Raw genomic sequence first — 20,852 nt, 5'->3', positions numbered from 1 at the left:
GGGGCGAGAGGTGTGGTGAGGAGGGGTGTGGGGGTCCGGGGAGTCGTTATCCCCCGGGTCCCCACATCTCGTTCGTGGGGTCCGGGGGGTTGTCGTCCCCCGGGCCCCACGTCGATCGTGCCGACGGGGTGACGGTAAAAGGGGTCGTTCCGGCGGCGTAGCGTGTTTGGCATGACTGTGTATGGATCCTTTCCCGGGGCCCGGCCCCGTCGGCTGCGTACCACCCCCGCCATGCGGCGCATGGTCGCCGAGAACCGGCTGCATCCGGCCGATCTGATCCTTCCGGCGTTCGTACGGGAAGGCATCAGCGAGCCCGTGGCCATCTCGGCCATGCCGGGCGTTCAGCAGCACACGCTGGAGACCTTGCGCAAGGCGGCGGTCGATGCGGTCGAGGCAGGCGTCGCCGGGATCATGCTGTTCGGCGTACCGGTCGATGAGAAGAAGGACGCGGCGGGGACGGCTGGGACCGACCCGGACGGGATTCTGCAGGTCGCGCTGCGGGCGGTGCGGGCCGAGGTGGGTGACGATCTCGTGATCATGTCTGATCTGTGCCTGGACGAGTACACCGATCACGGTCACTGCGGCGTCCTCGATGCCGACGGGCGGGTCGACAACGACGCGACGCTGGAGCGGTACGCCGAGATGGCGCAGGTGCAGGCGGACGCGGGCGCGCATGTGGTGGGCCCCAGCGGAATGATGGACGGCCAGGTCGGCGTCATCCGCGACGCGCTGGACACGATCGGCAAGGAAGATGTGTCGGTGCTGGCCTATACGGCCAAGTACTCGTCCGCCTTTTACGGTCCGTTCCGGGAGGCGGTGGGGTCTTCGCTGCGGGGTGACCGGAAGACGTACCAGCAGGACCCGGCGAACTTGCGGGAGTCGATGAGGGAGTTGGCGCTGGATCTGGAAGCGGGCGCCGACATGGTGATGGTGAAGCCGGCCGGGCCGTACCTGGATGTGCTGGCGAAGGTCGCGGAGGCTGTGGACGTACCGGTCGCGGCGTACCAGATCAGTGGTGAGTACGCGATGATCGAGGCGGCGGCGGAGCGGGGCTGGATCGACCGGGACAAGGCGATCATGGAGTCGCTGGTGGGCATCAAGCGCGCCGGCGCGAACATGATCCTGACGTACTGGGCGACTGAGGTCGCGCGGTGGGTGGGGCGGGGTCGGGGGTAAAGACAACCACTGGTTGCGTCTGGGGGTTTCGGGCCGTCCCGAGCGCTCGAGTGTCGGTGGGCCGGGGCGCCGCGTCAAGGGCGCTCCCTTCGGTCGCGTCGCCTGCGGCGATTTCGCTGCGCTCCACCCTTGACCCGCCGCCCCGTCCCACCGCTAACGCTCAACAGGGGACGGCCCAAGAAAAAACGCCCTGCACGACAACTGGCATACGAGCGCGGGTGGGCTTGGTGGCTTGCGGGTTGGTGGGTGGAGCGCGGACGGTCTAGGGGGCGGCTCGGCCCCAGACTCAGCGAGTGCAGCGACGGCCGTTGGTGCACGACCCCCATTCCAACGCACACGCGCACCCACGCCGGTGGACGGTCGACCGTCCGGGCCGACCTGCGGACCGTCCCGTCTGCGGGTGGGGCGCGACAGTTGAATGGGGCGACTCGGGCCGGTCTGGCGTCCACCCCGACGGGTGGTCGGTCGGGCCACAAGCACGTTGCTGGGCTTGGTGGGTGGAAGGGCATCCAGGAGCGAGTGGTCCTGCCGGTGGCTGGGGCCGGTGATCGGACCGGACGGCCCGGTTGGTGGGGCGGTTTGAGGTCCTCGGCGGGGCGGGATGGGCCGAAACCGACAGAAGACGAAAACGGCCGCCCCTTGTGCCCGAGTTTCCACCCTTTGTTGCGGCCTCGGGGTGCGTCATGTGGCGGGTTTGGTGCAAGACGACGGTTCGGCGGGGCGGAAGCCGCATACGACGGATGGGACGGAAGGCCGTATGACCCTGCGTCGCATCCGTCGTCGGTCAGCGGAGCGTGAATTGCTTCGTCGCGAGAGCGGAAGCCGAGCCGGAGCCGCCAATGCCGTAGCGGGCGATCGCGTACACCTCCAGTCGGCACGGTCCGTCGTAGCGCGGCTGCCAGGTGATGGAGCCGGTCTCGCCCGTGATCTTCCGCAGGTGCCGGAGAACTCCCGTACGTAGCCGCTGAGCTTCCGGTCCTTGCCGGCCTCTGCGGGTTCACGTCGACCCCTCTCGGTACTGAAGTCCCAGCTCCACCCCGGAGTAGTAGGAGCGGCCGATCCGCGCACCCAGGGTGTCGGCGCGCCGGTAGACGCGGTATTCGCTGACGGCCCGCAGGTCGGAGCTGGCGGACGGGGCGAATGCACGACGTTGCGGTCGTCCCACGGCTCGCCGGTAGCCGGACTGGTAGTAGACCGGAGCGTCCGCGTCTGTGAACGATGCGTCGGTGACGATTGTCAGGCGCTCATCTTCCTGCTTGCCGACTGTCTTCGCGTACACCTGGTAGTGCACGGTGTCGGAAGAGGACGATGACGCCCAGCTGATGCGGATGCCCACTGGCCGCCGCGTTTTGTGAGGTGACCTGGTAGAACCCCTGCGGCTTGATGTCGGCCGTGGCGGTACTTGTACGAGGTACCGCTCACCCAGCGGATACAGCGCTGTAGGTGCCGGCCGCCGTGGCCGAGCGCAGTACGCGGTAGCTGTCCGCGTCGGACACCGGCTTCCGGGTTCACGTCCACCGCACTCCGGGCGGCGGTTTGCCGACGGTGGTGACGTCCTTGTCCGCCGTACCCGTGGATTCGTTCTTCGCCTTGTCGTAATCGCGGACCTCGGAGGAGTAGGTCTGGCCGGTGGGGGAGCGGTGTTGGTGTAGGAGGTGGAGGTCGTGGAGGCAGTGCGTTCCGTACGACTTGCCCGCCAGGCGTCGGTTGATGCGATAGCCGGCGCGGTCCATCTCCGGTCGGATGCCGGGGCGCCGGTGCAGCTCTGGTCGACGGCGCTGTCGCAGTCCGGACCGGATCCACCCGTGGCGTCGACCGGAGGACATCCCGAGGTGTGGACGTACCGTCTCAGGGAAGGTTGCTGCGCTGTGGGCCGCCCACCGGGCAGGTGTCTGACCACCCGGTGCGAAGCCGCTTCGGTCGGTGCGTTGCTTGGATGCGATGAACTCGACACTTGATGAGCCTTAACGCCCCCGGAGTCTCACCAGTCACACCCGTGTCGCTTGCGGTCGTCATGGGAGCGTTTCGACCCACGGCGGTCCAACGGGCCTCATGAATCCACCGGGTGGTGCACACCCCTGGGCGCCCCTCCACCCACCAAGCCCGACCACGTGCTTGTGGCCCTGCCGACCACCGGTGGGGGTGGACGCCGAGCCGGCCCGAGTCACCCCATTCAACTGACGCGCCCCACCCGCAGACGGGACGGTCCGCAGGTCGATCCGGTTGGGCGGCCGCCTACCGGCGTGGGTGCGCGTGTGCGTCCGGAATGCGGATGGTGCACCAGCGGCCGTTCCCGCAGCCGCTTAGCCTGGGGCCGAGCTGCCCCCTAGAGCTCGTGCGCCCCACCTACAGACCCGCCGCCCGGCAACGACAGCGCAACCACTTGCCGGAGTTTCCCCGTGGGCTCCCCCCGGGGGCCGCCCCCCTTAAGCATTGCGGCGGAGGTTCGGCGGTCAAGGGTGGAGCGCAGCGCAATCGCCGCAGGCGACGCGACGCAGGAGCGCCCTTGAGGGGCGGGCCTCCGACGCCAACCTTGGTAAAGGCGGCCCCCATCGCAGAAGCGAGCAACGCCACGGGGTCAGCAACGCCGCCGGTGCGTGCGGACGTTAAACCCCGTGCGACGAACCGGCGTACCTCGCGAAGTGGGACCAGGTGGCGGGGGTGAGGGTGAGGGTTGGGCCGTCGGGGATCTTGGAGTCCCGGACGTGCACTGCGGTGGGGCAGGTGGCGATTTCGACGCAGGCGCCACCTTCGCTGCCGCTGTGGGTGGACTTGCGCCAGTTGTAGGCGACTTCGAGGCACTCGCCGCCGTCGCTGCCGCTGTACGTCGACTTGAACCAGTGCAGTGCGGTGCTCATTGCTCTCCCAGCAGACGGTCCAGCAGGCTACGGGAGTCCTCCGGGGTGAGGGCCTGTGCTCGCAGCATCGCATACCTTCGCGCGAGGATGGAGACGTCATCGGGATCGGACACCCATTGGCTGCCACGTTGTGTTTCGGCGTAGGCGAGATGCTGGTGATCGGGGGTCTCCATCATGACGAACGGACCGTCGAGCGCGGCGTGTGTCGTGCGGTCCAGCGGCAGGAATTGGATGGTGAGAGCCGGGAGTTCGGTACCTGCGCGCAAATGCTTCAGTTGCTCCGTGTAGACCTCGCGGCCACCCATGGGCAGACGGAGCACCGGCTCCCAGATGACGTAACTGACGGTCGGCGGGACCCTGCGGTGCAGGATTGACTGGCGCTCGATTCGCGCGGCGGTGAAGGTCTCGATCTCGTCCCCGTCGTAGACCGGGACGCGGCTGCGGAACACCGCCCGCGCGTACGCCTCAGTCTGGAGCAGGCCGGGCAGAACCTGATTCGCGTACAGCGACAGCGCGATCGCTTCGCGCTCGTGGTCCATGAACTCCTCGGCCCACAGCGGAAACAGGTCGATCTCAGGGAGGTTGTCCACGCCTGCCGCCAGCGCTCCCTTCGCGTCCAGCAGCTCGTCGAGCACCCCCGCCAAGTCCGCCTTCAACGGGCGCCTGCCCTGCTCGATCGAGGCGATCGTCTCCTCGTCGGCGGCGACGCGCTCGCCGAGTGACCGCTGGGTGTAACCCGCCGCCCTGCGGAGCGCCGCCAGTTGCGCTCCCAGCATCTTCATCGCCGACGCGTTCTTCTTCGGACGCTTCCTCGGGCTCATGCCGTCCAACTCCCCCCGCCTGGCCGTATCTGACCCCGCGCGAACCCGTACAAGAAATCTGTACGGGTTCGCCCAGTGCTCCACGCTAGTCACTCTCCGCAACCCTCGTTCCGTGAACGAGACGAATCAACTGCTTCGGGTGCGCGAGAGGTTCTATCGGCGGGACAGGCGGTCCGTGCCCGCCGCCAGGGAGTTTGCCCGCTGGGCGCTCGGCGACTGGGGCATCGATCAGCGCGCGGACGACGTATTGCTGTGCGTGAGCGAGCTGGCGACCAATGCGCTGCTGCACGGTGTGCCTGCCGGCCGCGGCTTCTTGTTCGTACTGCGGTACGGCGACGAGCTGTTGCGTATCGAAGTGCACGACAGCGGCGGCGGGCTCCCCCGCCTTCGCGAGCCCGACGATGAGTCCGGGCGGGGGTTGTTGCTGGTGGCGGCGCTCGCCGACAAGTGGGGGGTCGGCGAGCGCGATCCCGGGAAGGTCGTGTGGTGCGAGTTCGCCGTGGTGGGCCGCAGTGGCGGCGACGGTGGTGGCGTTACTTCTTGAGCATCTCCACCAGGCGCGAGAGGCCGTCCGCCGTGTGGCCCTCCTCCACGGAGCGGTCCAGCAGCTTCTGGAACGGCAGGAAAAGCTCGGAGCTCACGCCCTGGTCGTTGTACGTGTCGATGAAGTTCGGGAACGCCGCCTGGTTGATGCCCAGGCTGGACACGTCGGTGAGGTGTTGCCCGGAGTCGACGGCCGTGGCCACGCCCGGAACCACTCCGCTCAGCATCGCCGAGACCCAGGCGTGCAGCGGTTCGGCGAATTCGGTGGCCGTGATGTTCTCCGTACGGATCAGGGCGAAGGCCTGGGCCACTCCCATGAGCATGCCGTACATGCCGGTCAGCAGCGCCAGGTCGTGGAGCGCGGCGCGGCCCGGGTCGGTGCCGACCCACTTGGTGCCGCCCAGGGCCGAGAGTGCCTGCCGGTGGGTCTCGAACGCCTCCTCGTCGCCGCTGTAGAGGACGTACGCCGCCGGGGTCGCGATCATCTGCGGCACCGCCATGATTCCGCCGTCGATGTACGCGGCGCCCTGCTTTTCCGCCCACGTGGCGAGGGCGCGGGCCTGGGCCGGGGTGCCGTTGGTGAGGTTGACGAGGGTCTTGCCGGTGAAGTCGTCGGTGGCGAGGGCTTCGGTGACGTTGTCGTTCGTCGTGAAGCAGACGATCACCAGCGGGCTCGCCGCCACCGCGTCGGTGACCGTCTCGGCCGGGCTCGCTCCCTGGGCGACCAGCGGGCCGGTCTTGGCGGCTGAGCGGTTCCAGACGGTGACCGGGTGGCCGGCCTTCAGGAAGGCGGCGGCCAGGGCGCTGCCCATCAATCCGAGGCCGAGGACGGACACGGGAGGAGGGAGGGAATGCATGTCAGGGCTCCTGGGTGAGGTCTCTGGGGCGTGGGGCGTGGGGCTGGGGGCCCGCTCACGGTCCTTTGATCCTTGCCGGGTGCTGAGTTTGGGACAAGTACCGACTAATAAGTCAGGTACTCACCAATGGGTAAGTGGGGAGTGGTGATCAATGGCCATGCGGCGCACCCTGGAAGGGGGGAAGGGGCACTGCTGGAGGTGATCTGCCATGCACACACTCGTCGGATGGCATGTCGAGATGGAGTTCCGGGAAGAGGACGGCAGGACCAGGGCGGCCGCGATGGTGCGGCTCGGTGACGGCGTGGAGCTCCGGGCTCACGGGTACGCCAAGCGGCACCCGACCGACGCCGAACAGCTCCGGGTCGGCGAGGAGATCGCGGGCGCGCGTGCGCTCATGGACCTCGCGTCGCAGCTGCTGGGGAAGGCGCACGGTGAGATCGACGAGGCCTCGGGGCGGTCGTCATATCCGCTGACCACGTGACGAGGACGACGTGACGGCCTGACGCCCTGAGACGTGACGACCTGAGGACGTGACGCCCTGAGACAGGATGCTGGATACGGCGATGCCCCCACCGGGGTCCCGGTGGGGGCATCGCCGTATCGTCCGCGCGTGAATCAGAGGCGCTCGGGCGTCCGGATGCCGAGCAGGGCCATGCCCTGGTGGAGCGTGCGGGCGGTCAGGTCGCAGAGGAAGAGGCGGTTCTCGGCGACGGCGGTCGCGGGCTCGGGCTTGATGACCGGGCACTGGTCGTAGAACGTCGTGTAGAGCGACGCGAGCTGGTAGAGGTATGCCGTCAGCTTGTGCGGCTCGTACGCCGCGGCTACCTCGCTCAGCGTCTCCGCGAACTGGTCCAGGTGCAGGCCCAGCGCGCGCTCCGCCGGGGCCAGTTCGAGCTCCGGGCGGGCCGCGGCCTTGCGGTCGCCGGCGTTGCGGAGGATCGACTGGATACGGGCGTACGCGTACTGGAGGTACACCGACGTGTCGCCGTTCAGCGACACCATCTGGTCCAGGTCGAACTTGTAGTCGCGGGACGCGGAGGTGGAGAGGTCGGCGTACTTCACGGCGCCGATGCCGACGTACCGGCCGTTCTCGACGATCTCCGGCTCGGTCAGGCCCACCTTGTCGGCCTTCGAGCGCACGACGGTGGTCGCACGGTCGACCGCCTCGTCCAGCAGGTCCACGAGCCGGACCGTCTCGCCCTCACGGGTCTTGAACGGCTTGCCGTCCTTGCCGAGGACCGTGCCGAAGGCGAGCTGCACCGCGTGGACGTCCTCGTTCAGCCAGCCGGCCCGGCGGGCGGTCTCGAAGACCATCTTGAAGTGGAGCGACTGGCGGGCGTCCACCACGTAGACGAGTGTGGTCGCGCCGAGGTTCTGGGCCCGGTCGCGGATCGCGGAGAGGTCGGTGGCGGCGTAGCCGTAGCCGCCGTTCGACTTCTTCACGATGAGGGGGGAAGGCTTGCCGTCCGGGCCCTTCACGTCGTCGAAGAAGACGCAGAGGGCGCCGTCGGAGCGGACCGCTACGCCCGTGTCCTCCAGGATCTGGCACGTCTCTTCGAGCATGGCGTTGTAGCCGGACTCGCCGACCACGTCCGGGTCGTTGATCTCCATGTCGAGCTTGTTGAAGACCGAGTAGAAGTAGATCTTCGACTCGTCGACGAAGCGCTGCCAGACGGCGAGAGTGTCGGGGTCGCCCGCCTGGAGGGCCACGACCCGGTCGCGCGAGCGCGCCTTGAAGTCCTCGTCGGAGTCGAAGAGCACGCGCGACGACTTGTAGAGGCGGTTGAGGGACGACATCGCCGCCTCGCCCTCCTCCGGGCCGCCGTGCTTGTGGTCCAGCTCGTGCGGGTGCTCGGTCAGGTACTGGATGAGCATGCCGAACTGGGTGCCCCAGTCGCCGATGTGGTGGCGGCGTACGACCTTCTCGCCGGTGAATTCGAGGATCTCGACCATCGCGGCGCCGATCACGGCGGAGCGCAGGTGGCCGACGTGCATCTCCTTGGCCACGTTCGGCTGCGCGTAGTCGACGACCGTCGTGCCCGGCTTCTCGGCCAGCGGTACGCCGAGACGGTCGTCGGCGGCGCGGGCCGCGAGGGTGTCGATGATTGCCCGGTCGGTGATCGTGATGTTCAGGAAGCCGGGGCCCGAGACCTCGATCTCCTTGATCACGTCACCGGCGGGGAGTTGGGCGACGACCTGCGCGGCCAGCTCGCGCGGGTTGGCCTTCGCCTTCTTCGCGAGGGCCAGGATGCCGTTCGCCTGGAAGTCGGCCCGGTCGCTTCGTCGCAGCAGCGGGTCGGCGGCGCCGGCCTCCGGCAGGGCTGCCGAGAGGGCGTCCGCGACGCGCTGGTTGACGGTCGAAGCGAGGGAATGGACCGAGGCCATGAGCTGCCGTTCCTGTCGAGAGGAAAGTTGAATGTGCAGACGAGTATTTCATGGGGGTGTGCGGGGCGTCGTCTCGTATAAAGGGGAGCCTCGGGCGGGGTCGTTCCGTCTGGGAGAATGGCCGGCGACAGCTATCGACAGCTATCCAGGAAGAAGGACGTGCCGATCGTGGCTCAGAGCAGCACAGAGACCGACTGGGTCTCCCGGTTCGCGGACGAGGTCATCGCCGAGTCGGAGCGACGTGCGCCTGGCGCGAAACATTCCGGCGCCGACGCGCCGGCGGTCGTCGTCGCATCCGGACTCTCGCCCTCCGGGCCGATCCACCTGGGCAACCTGCGTGAGGTCATGACCCCGCACCTGGTCGCTGACGAGATCCGGCGGCGTGGGTACGAGGTCCGGCACCTCATCTCGTGGGACGACTACGACCGGTACCGCAAGGTGCCGGCGGGCGTCCCCGGGGTCGACGAGTCGTGGGCCGAGCACATCGGCAAGCCGCTGACGTCGGTGCCCGCGCCGGCCGGGTCGGCGTACCCGAACTGGGCCGAGCACTTCAAGGCGGCCATGACGGCGGCCCTCGACGAGCTCGGGGTCGAGTACGACGGGATCAGCCAGACCGAGCAGTACACGGCCGGGACCTACCGCGAGCAGATCCTGCACGCGATGAAGCACCGGGGCGACATCGACGCCGTACTCGACCGGTACCGGACGAAGAAGGACCCGGCGGCGGGCGGCAAGAAGAAGCAGGGGCAGAAGCCGGTCGACGAGGCCGAGCTGGAAGCCGCCGAGGGGTCCGGAGCGGCGGACGAGGACGACGGCAGTGGCGGCGGCGCGGGGTACTTCCCGTACAAGCCGTACTGCACGGCTTGCGGCAAGGACCTCACCACGGTGACGGCGTACGACGACGAGAGCACCGCTCTGTCGTACGTGTGCGTCTGCGGGCACTCCGAGACCGTGCTGCTGAGCGAGTTCAACGGCGGCAAGCTGGTCTGGAAGGTCGACTGGCCGATGCGCTGGGCGTACGAAGGCGTGATCTTCGAGCCGAGCGGTGTCGACCACTCGTCGCCGGGGTCGTCGTTCGTCGTCGGCGGGCAGATCGTGCGCGAGGTCTTCGACGGCGTGCAGCCGATCGGGCCGATGTACGCCTTTGTCGGCATCAGCGGGATGGCGAAGATGTCGTCGTCGAAGGGCGGCGTGCCGACGCCGGCCGACGCGCTGAAGATCATGGAGGCGCCGCTGCTCAGGTGGCTGTACGCGCGACGCCGGCCCAACCAGTCCTTCAAGATCGCCTTCGACCAGGAGATCCAGCGGCTCTACGACGAGTGGGACTCGCTGGAGAAGAAGGTCACCGAGGGCACGGTGCTGCCGGCCGACGCGGCGGCCCACTCGCGCGCGATCAGGACGGCCGCGGGCGAGCTGCCGCGGACGCCGCGACCGCTGTCGTACCGGACGCTCGCCTCGGTGGCGGACATCACGGCCGGGCACGAGGACCAGGCGCTGCGGATCCTGAGCGAACTGGATCCGCAGAACCCGGTCACGTCGCTGGACGAGGTGAGGCCGCGCCTCGACCGCGCCGAGAACTGGATCACCACGCAGGTGCCGGCCGAGCAGCGCACCGTCGTGCGCAGTGAGCCGGACACGGCGATTCTGGGCTCGCTGGACGAGGCCGGACGGGAGTCGCTGCGGCTGCTGCTCGACGGGCTCGACTCGCACTGGTCGCTGGACGGGCTCACGACGCTCGTCTACGGCGTACCGAAGGTGATGGCGGGGCTGGAGGCCGATGCGAAGCCGACGCCGGAGCTGAAGGTGGCGCAGCGGTCGTTCTTCGCGCTGCTGTACCAGCTGCTGGTCGGGCGCGACACCGGGCCGCGACTGCCTACGCTGCTGCTCGCGGTGGGCGCGGAGCGGGTGAGGAAGCTGCTCGGGGCGTAGCCGCCTGCGCTTGTGCTGAGGGCCGCCACTCCTGGGTTTCCGGGGGTGGCGGCCCTTTCGCGTGGCGGTGGCCGGCGTGTCCTCGAACGCCGGACGGGCTCCAGAAGCGGGCCTAAGGCTTGTGCCGTATAAGGGCAGTCGCTTCGTGGCACCTGTACGGCTCAGAGGCTCCGTCCGGCCCGCTGGACGTGTGACTGATCGACAGCGAGGGGGTCGCCACGCACATCACGACCGGTTCGGACTGGTGCCTGATCGTGGAGATGGCGGCCCCCTTCGCGGGATACGACATGGCGGAGTCAGGCCGCGTAGAGGTGGCGCCAATCACAGGTCGGGGCAGCGGCTGGAACACGTACAACCACCTCGTCGGCGTCGGCGACGCCAACCGCGACGGGCGCCCCTACCTGTACGCCGTCAACGCTGCCAACCCCCACGGCGCGTACTTCTCCAAGGGCACGGGCGACTGGCGCGTACCCTTCCGCTCGCGGCTCGCGTGAGCAGGTCGGTGTGTACTTCGCCGGCACCAAGCGCCGGTAGGACCACTTCGTCTGAGCGACACCTCCGTCGGCCTGACGACATCGCCACTCAACACAACCTTCCGACGTGATCAAGAGTCTGACCGGGCGCGCAGCCCCTGGTGCGCGCCCGGTCGCTTGAGAGGAACCCGCTTTGATCCACGTTCGTCCCGCCCGACATCAGCTCGTCGCGGCCGTCACCACCGTTCTGGCCGTGACCGTCGGTGCGAGCCTCGCGACGGCGCCCGCGATCGCCGCGACGCCCACCGCTGCCGTCGCCGCGGACGCCGGACCCGCCGACGCGCAGGCGACCGTCGACGGCGTCATCTCCATCCCCCGCACCGACCAGATCCTCAGTGTCGGCCCGACCGGGTTTCTGTCGGTGGAGCGCCGATGGGACCACACGTACTACCGCTGGACCAGCACCGTCGACGGCACCACCACGGCCCTCCCGGAGTGGTCCAGCGGGTACCGCGGCGGCGGTTCCGACACCGTCGTCGCCAAGGAGGACGGCACGACCCGGTACCTGCTCCATGACATGTCATCGCCGGGCAGCGACCCCGCGGTCGTCAACCAGACCGACACCCGGCTCTACTGGAAGGGCGTGGTCGGAAGGACTCTCGTCTTCTCGTCCTGGGACAGCCAGACCAAGGTGGGCCAGCTCCGTCTGATCGGCGAGGGGAACCAGGCGGGCAGCGACCGGCAGGTGACCGGCCTCACGCCGAACTCGAGGGTCCAGAGCGTCGAGGCCCTGTCGGACAGCTCGGCGCTCGTCCGGTACGTCTCGGCGGATGCCGACACCGACCGCTCCTACCTCGCCGTCGTGGACGTCGCCACCGCCTCCGTCGTCGAGAAGCGCGAGGTGGGCGTGTCCGCGTACGACACCGACACGGCCCTTTCCGGGGACCGTTGGGTCTGGGTCGACGCCCCGACGTCCGCGCACGCCAAGCTCATGTACGCCACCCGCGACGGTTCGGGGAGCACGCCGGCCGTGGAAGCGGCCGACCTGGGCAACTCCGTCCGCCCGCACATCGGCGTCCTGGGCGACTGGGTCACGTACGCGGCTCCGGGCGGCGCCGCCGCGACCGAAGCGTCCCCGCGCTTCGCGCTCAGTGCCGTCAACCCCGTCGACAAATCCACGGTCAAGCTCCTCGACCACGCCTCGTCCACCGTCCCCACCGCCGACGGCGCGCTCCTGGTGCGCGGCGGTACGGTCGCCCACGGCGAGGGGGTCTACCGGATCGTACTCGGGGCGGACGGCAAGCCCACCGCCACGCTCATCGCGAGCACCGGCGAGCCGACCGTGCTCACGCTGCACACCGCGCCCATTCCCCCGGTCGTCGACCTCGACAAGAACAACGGTCAGACCCTGCTCCGCTGGGTGCTCTCCCGGACCAACGCCAAGGGCTCCGTGACGGTGCGTCATGTCGGCACGGGCCGCAGCGTGCGGTACGACTTCGCGCAGGCGGCCACCTACGAGGGCAAGGGTTCCGTCGACTTCCGCTGGGACGGGATGCTCCCCAACGCCGCAGGCATGAAGGAGTTCGCGCCCAGCGGCGACTACGCCTGGGACTTCACCGCCTCCCCGCTCAACGGCATCGGTCCGGACGTCGCGCAGACCGGCACCTTCAAGGTCACCCGTACGACCGGCCTGCACGACTACACGAACAACAGCACACCGGACCTGCTCTCCCGTGATGCCGCTGGCGTGCTGTGGCGCGACGACTCGGCCAAGGTGGCGTCCGCGCCGCAGCCGTACTCGACGGGTCGGGTGAAGGTCGGCGGCGGCTGGCAGATCTACAACCAGCTGGAGGCCGTCGGGAACATCGCAGGCACCCCGGCCGGCGACCTTGTCGCCCGTGACAAGGCCGGCGTGCTCTGGCTCTACCGGGGCAACGGAAACGGCAACTTCGCCGGCCGTACGAAGATCGGCGGCGGCTGGCAGATCTACAACAACATAACCGGCGGCAGCGACCTCAACGGCGACAGGAAGTCCGACCTCCTCGCCACCGACGCCGCCGGCGACGTGTGGTTCTACAAGGGCACGGGCAGCACGAGCGCGCCGTTCGCACCCCGCAAGAAGATCGGCCGGGGCTGGGGGATCTACAACCAGCTCACCGCCACCGGCAACATCACCGGCACCTCCGCCGGAGACCTCGTCGCCCGCGACAAGGCCGGTGTCCTGTGGCTGTACGAGGGCAAGGGCGACGGCACCTACGCCCCGCGTACGAGGATCGGCGGGGGCTGGGGCGTCTTCACCCACCTCGTCGGCATCGGCGACGCCGACCGCGACGGGCGGGCCGATCTCTACGCGGTCGGAACCTCGGGCGCCAAGTTCTACGCGGGCACCGGCGACAAGGCGGTCCCGTTCAAGCCCGCTGCCCCGGGCAACCTGCTTGGGAGCTCGGCACCCGTCAACTCGGTTTTCTGACGACGTGGGCCTCCATCCGGTGACCCTGTTCTGACAGGACGTCGGCAGGGTCGCCCAGACGGTCCTTTCGACGCGGCGGTCCTTGGCGCCCAGGCGCCGGTGAGGGCGGATACGAGCAGCAGCCCGCATCCGCCCTCTCCAGGTTCCGTGAGGGACGGGCATCGGCTCCCGGTCGCCCCGCGTGTCCGCGACCCCCGTCCGGACGAGGCCGTCCTCGCCTGCCGGACGGAGCCTCTGAGCCGTACAGGTGCCACGAGGCGACTACTTGCTCAAGACGCCGCCCGACCAGGTAGTCAGGACGCACACCGACCCCGTGCAACGGGCACTCACTCACCCTCTTCGGCTCCACCCGCCGACCGTACCGGGAAACCCCCAGCTCACACCCTTATACGGGACAAGCCTTAGGCGATGTGTTCGGCGTCGAGTTCCTGCTGATAGCGCACCTGGAAACGATTCGTGTACTCCGCCAGCTCGCCCGGGGTCGGGGCCTCCGCGTACATGTCCTGCAAGTACGAGCCGAGCTGGCGGGCCGTCGGGAAGGTCTGGTTCTCGCTCAGGTACTTGCGGAACGCGTCGTAGTAGACCTCCTCGGGGGAGGCGTCCTCGGGCTCCGGCTCGGCGTAGTACCCGGGATTCGCGGACCTTTCACTCGCGGACTCGGTGTCCGTGTACTGCGCATCCGCGTACCGCGCCGGGTCCTGCTCGTGGCGGGGGCCCGGGATTCCGCCCAGGGGCCGGGTGCGGCCGGGGCCCGACGGGACCATCACGGGTGTGGCCTCGGGGGCCTCGGCGTACGCCGGGTTGTAGCCGTTGTTCTCGTACGCCGCCTCCTGCGGAGCCTGCGCCACCGCAGGGACCTGCGGCGCGGCGAACCACGGGCTCGAGTGCGAGCCGGGGCCCTGCTCCTGGGAGGGGTGGGGCTCCTCGGTGTCCTGGTGGTCCGTGTCCGCGTCCGGGGCTTCCTGCGGCCACTCCTCGTCGGGGTACGGCTGCTCCCGCTCCCGCACCGGCTGCTGCGGCTGGGACGGCAGCGCCCGCAGCTCCTGGCGCTGCTCGGGCTGCTGGGGCTGCGCCTCGATCGCCGGCGCTGGCGGCAGCAGCGCCGGTTCGATGCCGGCCGCCGCCAGGCCCGCCGGGGCGGTGTCCGCGAGCGGGACGCCGTACTTCGCCAGCCGCAGCGGCATCAGCGACTCGATCGGCGCCTTGCGGCGCCAGCCGCGCCCGAAGCGGGCCTGCAGACGCGCCTGATAGATCAAACGGTCCTGCTCCAGCTTGATGACCTGCTCGTAGGAGCGGAGTTCCCACAGCTTCATGCGGCGCCACAGCTTGAACGTCGGCAGCGGCGACAGCAGCCAGCGGGTCAGGCGTACGCCTTCCATGTGCTTGTCGGCCGTGATGTCGGCGATCCGGCCGACCGCGTGCCGCGCCGCCTCGACCGAGACGACGAACAGGATCGGGATGACGGCGTGCATGCCGACACCGAGCGGGTCGGGCCAGGACGCCGCGCCGTTGAAGGCGATCGTCGCGATCGTCAGCAGCCACGCCGTCTGGCGCAGAAGGGGGAACGGGATCCGCATCCAGGTCAGGAGGAGGTCCAGGGCCAGCAGGACGCAGATACCCGCGTCGATGCCGATGGGGAACACGAGGGAGAAGTTGCCGAAGCCCTTCTCCTCCGCGAGTTCGCGCACGGCGGCGTACGAGCCGGCGAAACCGATCGCGGCGATGACCACCGCTCCCGCGACGACGACACCGATCAATATGCGGTGCGTACGTGTCAACTGCATCGCGGCCACCCGCGATCCCCTCCCGTTACGACGGACTTGGCGGGGGTCAGCCTGGCACATGTGTGCGGGCCGCGTTGCGCGGGTACGGGCGGAGCCCGGCCCTCAAGGGGAAGGCCGGGCTCCGGTAAACGCCCGAGATCGGCTGGTACGTACTAGTTCCTGCCAGGGGTCACTTGTTTGCCGCGGTGACCGACGCCACCGCCTCCTTGGCCGCCTTCTGAGCGTCCTTCAGCAGGTCGGCGCCCTTGGGGGACTTTGCGCCCTGGTAGCCGGCGCCGTTGTAGATGACGGTGGCGACGACGTTCTCCTTACGTGTCACGACCGTTGCGTACTTGAAGTCCGCATCCGTCTTGCGCAGGTCGTACGCGACCGTCGTCGCCTGGTCGCCGATGCCGGCGGCGGGCTCGGCCACGACCTTCTTCGCGCCGTCCGTCGCCTTCGCGGCCTCGACCTGCTTCGCGTAGTACTCCTCGGCGAGCTTGTCGCCGGCACCGCGGGTCTGGTCCGACTCGTACCGCATGAAGGAGACGGACAGCCAGCGGTACTGCGAGCCGTCCACGCCCTTGTTGTCCAGGCCGTTCCAGGCACAGCCGCCGCGCGCGGACACGTCGTTCGACTTGTCGGCCGTACCGGACTTGTCCTTCGCCTCGGGCACCAGCGAATCGACCGTCTTCTTCTCGATCGACTTGCACGGCTCGGGCAGCTCCGAGAACGCCGCGGGCTTGACGGTCGGCTTCGCCGACACCGAGGGCGAGGCGCCGGCCGACGCGGACGCGTCCTTGCCGCCTTCCGAGTCCGAGGAGCAGCCGGCGGCGACGAGCATCACCGGGACGGCTGCGCAGGCGAGTATGCGAGAGAGTCGCGGGGCTGATCGGTGCATGGTTCCTTCACTCATCGGGGCTGTCGGAGCTGTCGGGCCTGTCGGTGCCCGACGGGGCTGTCGGCTAATCACTGAACTGCTCGGCGAGCCTGCGGGCCAGGGCCTGCGTCTTCTCCTGCAGTTCCTTGCTGTCGGGTACATCGGTGGTGGTCAGAGCGGGCTGCTCGCTGTACTGAACGGTCACGATGACGTTCGAGGTACGGAACACCACATTGACGGTACGGCGCTGGGTGGTCGAGCCGGAGCGTACGAGGGCGTCGTCGAGGAAGGCGGCGTCGCCGAGACCGCTGAGAGTGCGCGGTTCGAGACCCTCGGGGGCCTGGACGCCGGCGCCGCCACCGGCACCGCTGCCGGTGTCGGTCTCGCTCGTACTGTCGCTCTCGGGGGCACGGGTGGCGGAGTCGTCACCGGCCTTGGACGCGGGGGCCGTGGGGGAGTCGCTGCTCCCGGGGGAGGCGCTTCCCTCGCCCTCGCCCTCGCCGTCTTCCGTGTCCTCGCCGTCCTCCGGGCTCTGGGTGGCGGCCGGGAGGTCCGCCGCGATCTCCTGCTTCGCGAACACTTCCTTCGCGCGGTCGTCGTCGCTCACTTCGGAGTCGTACGAGACCACCCGCTCGAAGTCGACCGAGAGCTGGTGCGTGGCGCCGGGCGAGTCCACCTTCCAGCGGCAGCCGACGCGCCGGTCCGTGTCGTATGTCACGGCGGCGGTGCCGTCGTACGCCTTCTCCTGCTGGTCCTCGGGAAGCGTGGTGGCGCCGGGGAGGAGGTCGCGGAGCATGCTGCGGTCGACGGAGCCGCAGGGCTCACGGAGCGTGCGGTACTTGCCGGGGGCGGCGACGGACGTGTTGGCCTCGCCCGCCTTCGCGTCGGTGGTGGAGTCGGTGGTACCGGAGCCGCCGGTGCAGCCGGCGGCAAGCGCCGCGAGGAGCGCGACGCCGGGTACGTACACCTTTCGCTGCACGGTCCCAGGCTCCCTTCGATCGGAAATGCGGTTGCCGCGCGATGGCGGCCGGTGGACACAATGTGTATCGCACGCGCTGGCCAGAACGCCGGTCCGCTGTCCCATTCGCGGTACTTGGCGCCAGTTTTGCGTTTTCTGAATTTCGGGGGAATAGAGGAGTTATGTCGTATGTAGAGGTACCGGGTGCGAAGGTTCCGATCCGGATGTGGGCCGACCCGGCGACGGTCGAGGGCGGCGCGATGCAGCAGCTCCAGAATGTCGCCACCCTGCCCTGGATCAAGGGCCTCGCGGTCATGCCGGACGTCCACTACGGCAAGGGCGCCACTGTCGGCTCGGTGATCGCGATGCACGGCGCGGTGTGCCCGGCGGCGGTCGGGGTTGACATCGGCTGCGGCATGTCGGCGGTGAAAACATCCCTCACGGCGAACGACCTTCCGGGTGACCTTTCTCGCCTCCGTACAAAGATCGAGCAGGCGATTCCGGTGGGACGGGGGATGCACGACAGCCCGGTCGATCCGGGGCGGCTGCACGGGTTTCCGACTGCGGGGTGGGACGACTTCTGGGGGCGGTTCGAGGGGGTGGCCGATGCGGTCAAATTCCGTCAGGAACGCGCCACAAAGCAGATGGGAACGCTCGGAAGCGGCAACCACTTCGTCGAGTTTTGTATTGATTCGACCGATTCTGTTTGGTTGATGCTGCACTCCGGCTCGCGGAACATCGGCAAGGAGCTGGCGGAGTACCACATCGGCCAGGCGCAGAAGCTCCCGCACAACCAGGGCCTCGTCGACCGCGACCTGGCGGTTTTCATCTCGGACACTCCGCAGATGGCGGCGTACCGGAACGACCTGTTCTGGGCGCAGGAGTACGCGAAGTACAACCGCGCGATCATGATGGGGCTCTACCAGGACGTGGTCCGACGGGAGTTCAAGAAGGCCAAGGTGGCCTTCGAGCCGGTCATCTCCTGTCACCACAACTACGTCAGCGAAGAGCGCTACGAAGGCATGGACCTGCTCGTCACCCGCAAGGGCGCGATCCGGGCGGGCTCCGGCGACTTCGGGATCATCCCCGGCTCGATGGGGACGGGCTCGTACATCGTGAAGGGTCTGGGGAACGAGAAGTCGTTCAACTCGGCCTCGCACGGCGCCGGCCGCCGGATGAGCCGCAGCGCGGCGAAGCGGCGCTTCTCGGCGCGGGACCTGGAGGAGCAGACGCGGGGCGTGGAGTGCCGGAAGGACTCCGGTGTGGTGGATGAGATCCCGGCGGCGTACAAGCCGATCGAGCAGGTCATCGACCAGCAGCGCGACCTCGTCGAGGTGGTCGCGAAGCTGAAGCAGGTCATCTGCGTCAAGGGCTGAGGACGCCCTGGGCGCGGGGAGCGGAAGGCCCCGGTTGTGGTTGCCGGGGCCTTCCGTGCGTCCGGAAATCGGTGGAGGGGGCTGGGGGCACGCTGGTAGTTTCGCGGGTATGTCCCGCCCCGAATCTGACAGAGGCTAGCCACCGGGCGTCCGGTGGCTGACCCTTTGGCGCGCTGAAGCCGCCGGCCCTGGAGGCCGTGGGTGTGCTTGCGCGGCTGTCGTCGCCGGATCGCCGGGTATCGCCGGGTTTTCGTGGGCCGGCCCCCCTCCTCATGTGTGCGGGTGTCCGCTCCGCTCCTCGTTGGTTGATCCACTAGGCGCTTCTGGGGTTCCCTCATGCCATTTGCTGTTTTCGTGCTCGGGCTGGCCGTCTTCGCCCAGGGCACATCGGAGTTCATGCTGTCCGGGCTGGTGTCAGACATCGCAGGTGATTTGAACGTGTCCATTCCGGCTGCGGGGCTGCTGACCTCGGGGTTCGCGGTCGGGATGGTGGTCGGCGCGCCGTTGATGGCGCTCTGGAGCCGGAGGTGGGCGCGGCGGCGTGCCTTGTTGATCTTTCTGGGGGTCTTCATCGCCGTCCATGTCGTGGGAGCTCTGACGCCCAATTACGGCGTGCTGCTCGCGTCGCGGGTGGTGGGGGCGCTGGCGAACGCCGGGTTCTGGGCCGTGGCACTGGTGGCCGCAGTGGGGATGGTCGCGCCCGAGGCGCGGACACGTGCCACGTCCGTTGTGGTCGGTGGGGTCACCGTTGCCTGCGTAGCGGGTGTGCCCGCCGGGGCGCTGCTCGGGGAGCAGTGGGGGTGGCGGTCGGCCTTCTGGGCGGTGGCCGTGGTGTCGGTGCCGGCCTTCGTCGCGATCGCTCGGGTCATTCCGGGCGGCGGCGGTGGGCGGGGGGACGCCCATGAGGTGAGGGCGCTCGATGAGTTTCGGGTTCTGCGTGGGACCGGGTTGATGTTGACGCTGGTGGCCATGGCGCTCGTACAGGGGGCTACTTTCTGTGCGTTTTCGTATCTGGAGCCGCTGGTCACGCGTGTCACGGGGTTCGGTGACGGGTGGGTGCCGGTGATGCTCGCGCTGTTCGGGGTGGGGTCGTTCGTCGGCGTCACCGTCGCGGGGCGGCTCGGCGATGCGCGGCTCGACGCGCTCGTGCTGGCCGGCCTGGTGGCGCTCGGCCTCGGGTGGGTGGTGCTGGCGGTGGGGGCCGGGAGTCCGGTGGTGGTGCCCTTGCTCGTATTCGTACTGGGGATGCTCGCGTTCGGTACGGGTACGGCGCTGATCTCGCGGGTGTTCCGGCTGGCGGCGGGGGCGCCGACGCTGGCGGGGGCTTTTGCCACGGCTGCGTTCAATGTGGGCGGCGCGGTCGGGCCGTGGGTCGGCGGGCTGGCGATCGGTGAGGGGTTCGGCTTCCGGTCGCCGGTGTGGGTGAGTGCGGTGCTGATGGTTCTTGCGTTGGTCACGGCCGGTGTGACGTTGTTCGTCGGGCGGCGGAACGCATGGGTGTCGGCGTAGGGGCGGAATGTGCATTCTGGCCGCTTTAGGTTGTTTCGGGCGCTCGTGGGGGGTTACCCGGAGGATGACCCAGCCAGCACAAGAGACGGGGCGTGTGGTGAGTCCTCGGCGTACCGGCCGGCCGGCTCTGCGGCGTCCCGGAAAAGGTGGAATCCATGAGTGGTGTGTCCGCGAATGGTGGTGCCGGGCGTGTCCAGCAGGCCGGGCAGACAGCGAAAGAGGAGGCGTCGGTCACAGCCGGTCAGGCCAAGCAGGCAGCGGGTGAGGTCGCCGGTTCGGTCGCGCAGCAGGCCAAGGCCGTCACTGGTGAGGCTCGGCAGCAGGCCGGTACGGCGGTGCATGACCTGCGGGGTCGTGTGAACGACGAGGTGCAGGGTCAGGCCGAGCGCGCGGCGGGCACGCTGCGGAAGTGGGCGGACGACCTCGACGAGATGGCTCAGAACGCCCCGGGCGATTCCCCGGTGCGCAGCCTCGCTGTGCAGGCCGCCGACGGTGGTCACCGCGCCGCCGATTACCTGGACAGGAACGGCCTGAGCGGCGCCATGGACGATGTGCGCGGGTTCGCGCGGCGGAAGCCGGGCGCGTTCCTGGGCGGTGCGGCGCTGGCGGGGCTGGCGGTCGGCCGGATGGCCAAGGCCGGCAAGTCCCGTCCGGGCAGTGACGGAGGTAGCCGGGCGGGCGCCGACGGTGACATCCGGCAGGGCAGCGACGGAGGCGGCCGGGCGGGCGACGATGCGGCCCGGTTCCCGCAGGACCCGCCGGTGCAGGTGCCGCCGCCCGAGACCGACAGCCGCGCGGCTCAAACTCCCGGGTGGTCGGGGCTGCCGGGTTCACCCGGTTCACCGGAGGTGTGA

General features: G+C 69.2%; 18 protein-coding genes. 9 read left to right on the top strand and 9 right to left on the bottom strand.

Annotation, left to right across the window (positions count from 1 at the left end; translation table 11 throughout):
* Positions 1–171: 171 nt before the first annotated feature.
* Positions 172–1,176 carry a porphobilinogen synthase gene (hemB, locus tag AC1P0E_RS14330; RefSeq protein ID WP_482742547.1) on the top strand — a complete coding sequence of 335 codons (1,005 nt, stop codon included), beginning with the start codon at positions 172–174 and terminating at the stop codon, positions 1,174–1,176.
* Between the two features lie 997 nt (positions 1,177–2,173).
* On the opposite strand, the gene AC1P0E_RS14325 is transcribed toward hemB, so the two are convergent.
* The 4 genes from AC1P0E_RS14325 to AC1P0E_RS14310 form a co-directional block, all read right to left on the bottom strand.
* Positions 2,174–2,512, bottom strand: coding sequence for a hypothetical protein (locus AC1P0E_RS14325; protein WP_482742546.1), 339 nt, complete (start codon positions 2,510–2,512; stop codon positions 2,174–2,176).
* Between the two features lie 172 nt (positions 2,513–2,684).
* Positions 2,685–2,909 (bottom strand): hypothetical protein, encoded by a 225-nt coding sequence (locus AC1P0E_RS14320; protein WP_482742545.1) that lies wholly within the window; start codon positions 2,907–2,909, stop codon positions 2,685–2,687.
* Positions 2,910–3,782: 873 nt separating this feature from the next.
* Positions 3,783–4,034 carry a DUF397 domain-containing protein gene (locus AC1P0E_RS14315; protein ID WP_482742544.1) on the bottom strand — a complete coding sequence of 84 codons (252 nt, stop codon included), beginning with the start codon at positions 4,032–4,034 and terminating at the stop codon, positions 3,783–3,785.
* Positions 4,031–4,855 carry a helix-turn-helix domain-containing protein gene (locus AC1P0E_RS14310; protein WP_482742543.1) on the bottom strand — a complete coding sequence of 275 codons (825 nt, stop codon included), beginning with the start codon at positions 4,853–4,855 and terminating at the stop codon, positions 4,031–4,033. The genes AC1P0E_RS14315 and AC1P0E_RS14310 overlap by 4 nt, the downstream gene beginning before the upstream one ends.
* Positions 4,856–4,967: 112 nt before the next feature.
* Between AC1P0E_RS14310 and AC1P0E_RS14305 the strand changes: the two genes are divergently transcribed.
* Positions 4,968–5,399, top strand: a complete 432-nt coding sequence (locus AC1P0E_RS14305) for an ATP-binding protein (protein WP_482742542.1) — start codon at positions 4,968–4,970, stop codon at positions 5,397–5,399.
* On the opposite strand, the gene AC1P0E_RS14300 is transcribed toward AC1P0E_RS14305, so the two are convergent.
* Entirely contained in the window at positions 5,389–6,255 is an 867-nt protein-coding gene (locus AC1P0E_RS14300; RefSeq protein ID WP_482742541.1) for an NAD(P)-dependent oxidoreductase, read from the bottom strand. The genes AC1P0E_RS14305 and AC1P0E_RS14300 overlap by 11 nt on opposite strands.
* Positions 6,256–6,463: 208 nt before the next feature.
* Between AC1P0E_RS14300 and AC1P0E_RS14295 the strand changes: the two genes are divergently transcribed.
* Positions 6,464–6,736: a DUF1876 domain-containing protein gene (locus AC1P0E_RS14295; RefSeq protein WP_482742540.1), complete on the top strand. Its 273-nt coding sequence runs from the start codon at positions 6,464–6,466 to the stop codon at positions 6,734–6,736.
* Positions 6,737–6,870: 134 nt separating this feature from the next.
* On the opposite strand, the gene argS is transcribed toward AC1P0E_RS14295, so the two are convergent.
* Positions 6,871–8,640, bottom strand: coding sequence for an arginine--tRNA ligase (gene argS / locus AC1P0E_RS14290; protein ID WP_482742539.1), 1,770 nt, complete (start codon positions 8,638–8,640; stop codon positions 6,871–6,873).
* 159 nt (positions 8,641–8,799) lie between these two features.
* Between argS and lysS the strand changes: the two genes are divergently transcribed.
* From lysS to AC1P0E_RS14275, 3 genes are all read left to right on the top strand, one after another.
* Entirely contained in the window at positions 8,800–10,569 is a 1,770-nt protein-coding gene (gene lysS, locus AC1P0E_RS14285; RefSeq protein WP_482742538.1) for a lysine--tRNA ligase, read from the top strand.
* Between the two features lie 311 nt (positions 10,570–10,880).
* Positions 10,881–11,063: a hypothetical protein gene (locus AC1P0E_RS14280; protein WP_482742537.1), complete on the top strand. Its 183-nt coding sequence runs from the start codon at positions 10,881–10,883 to the stop codon at positions 11,061–11,063.
* A gap of 172 nt (positions 11,064–11,235) precedes the next feature.
* Positions 11,236–13,512, top strand: a complete 2,277-nt coding sequence (locus AC1P0E_RS14275; RefSeq protein WP_482742536.1) for an FG-GAP repeat domain-containing protein — start codon at positions 11,236–11,238, stop codon at positions 13,510–13,512.
* A gap of 401 nt (positions 13,513–13,913) precedes the next feature.
* Here the strand turns inward: AC1P0E_RS14275 and AC1P0E_RS14270 are convergent, their stop codons facing one another.
* The 3 genes from AC1P0E_RS14270 to AC1P0E_RS14260 all read right to left on the bottom strand — a co-directional run bounded on the left by AC1P0E_RS14270 (position 13,914) and on the right by AC1P0E_RS14260 (position 17,134).
* Positions 13,914–15,305 (bottom strand): DUF2637 domain-containing protein, encoded by a 1,392-nt coding sequence (locus tag AC1P0E_RS14270; protein ID WP_482742535.1) that lies wholly within the window; start codon positions 15,303–15,305, stop codon positions 13,914–13,916.
* A gap of 160 nt (positions 15,306–15,465) precedes the next feature.
* Entirely contained in the window at positions 15,466–16,176 is a 711-nt protein-coding gene (locus AC1P0E_RS14265) for a DUF3558 family protein (protein WP_482742534.1), read from the bottom strand.
* 64 nt (positions 16,177–16,240) lie between these two features.
* Entirely contained in the window at positions 16,241–17,134 is an 894-nt protein-coding gene (locus tag AC1P0E_RS14260; protein ID WP_482742533.1) for a DUF3558 domain-containing protein, read from the bottom strand.
* A gap of 161 nt (positions 17,135–17,295) precedes the next feature.
* Between AC1P0E_RS14260 and AC1P0E_RS14255 the strand changes: the two genes are divergently transcribed.
* From AC1P0E_RS14255 to AC1P0E_RS14245, 3 genes are all read left to right on the top strand, one after another.
* A complete protein-coding gene (locus AC1P0E_RS14255; protein WP_482742532.1) occupies positions 17,296–18,489 on the top strand; it encodes an RtcB family protein in 1,194 nt (397 codons plus the stop codon).
* A 336-nt stretch (positions 18,490–18,825) separates the two neighbouring features.
* Positions 18,826–19,998: a Cmx/CmrA family chloramphenicol efflux MFS transporter gene (locus AC1P0E_RS14250; protein ID WP_482742531.1), complete on the top strand. Its 1,173-nt coding sequence runs from the start codon at positions 18,826–18,828 to the stop codon at positions 19,996–19,998.
* Positions 19,999–20,153: 155 nt separating this feature from the next.
* Entirely contained in the window at positions 20,154–20,852 is a 699-nt protein-coding gene (locus tag AC1P0E_RS14245) for a hypothetical protein (protein WP_482742530.1), read from the top strand.

The sequence above is a fragment of the Streptomyces sp. TRD_SC_5 genome (assembly GCF_056836825.1).
This window is presented reverse-complemented; position numbering and strand designations above follow the sequence as displayed.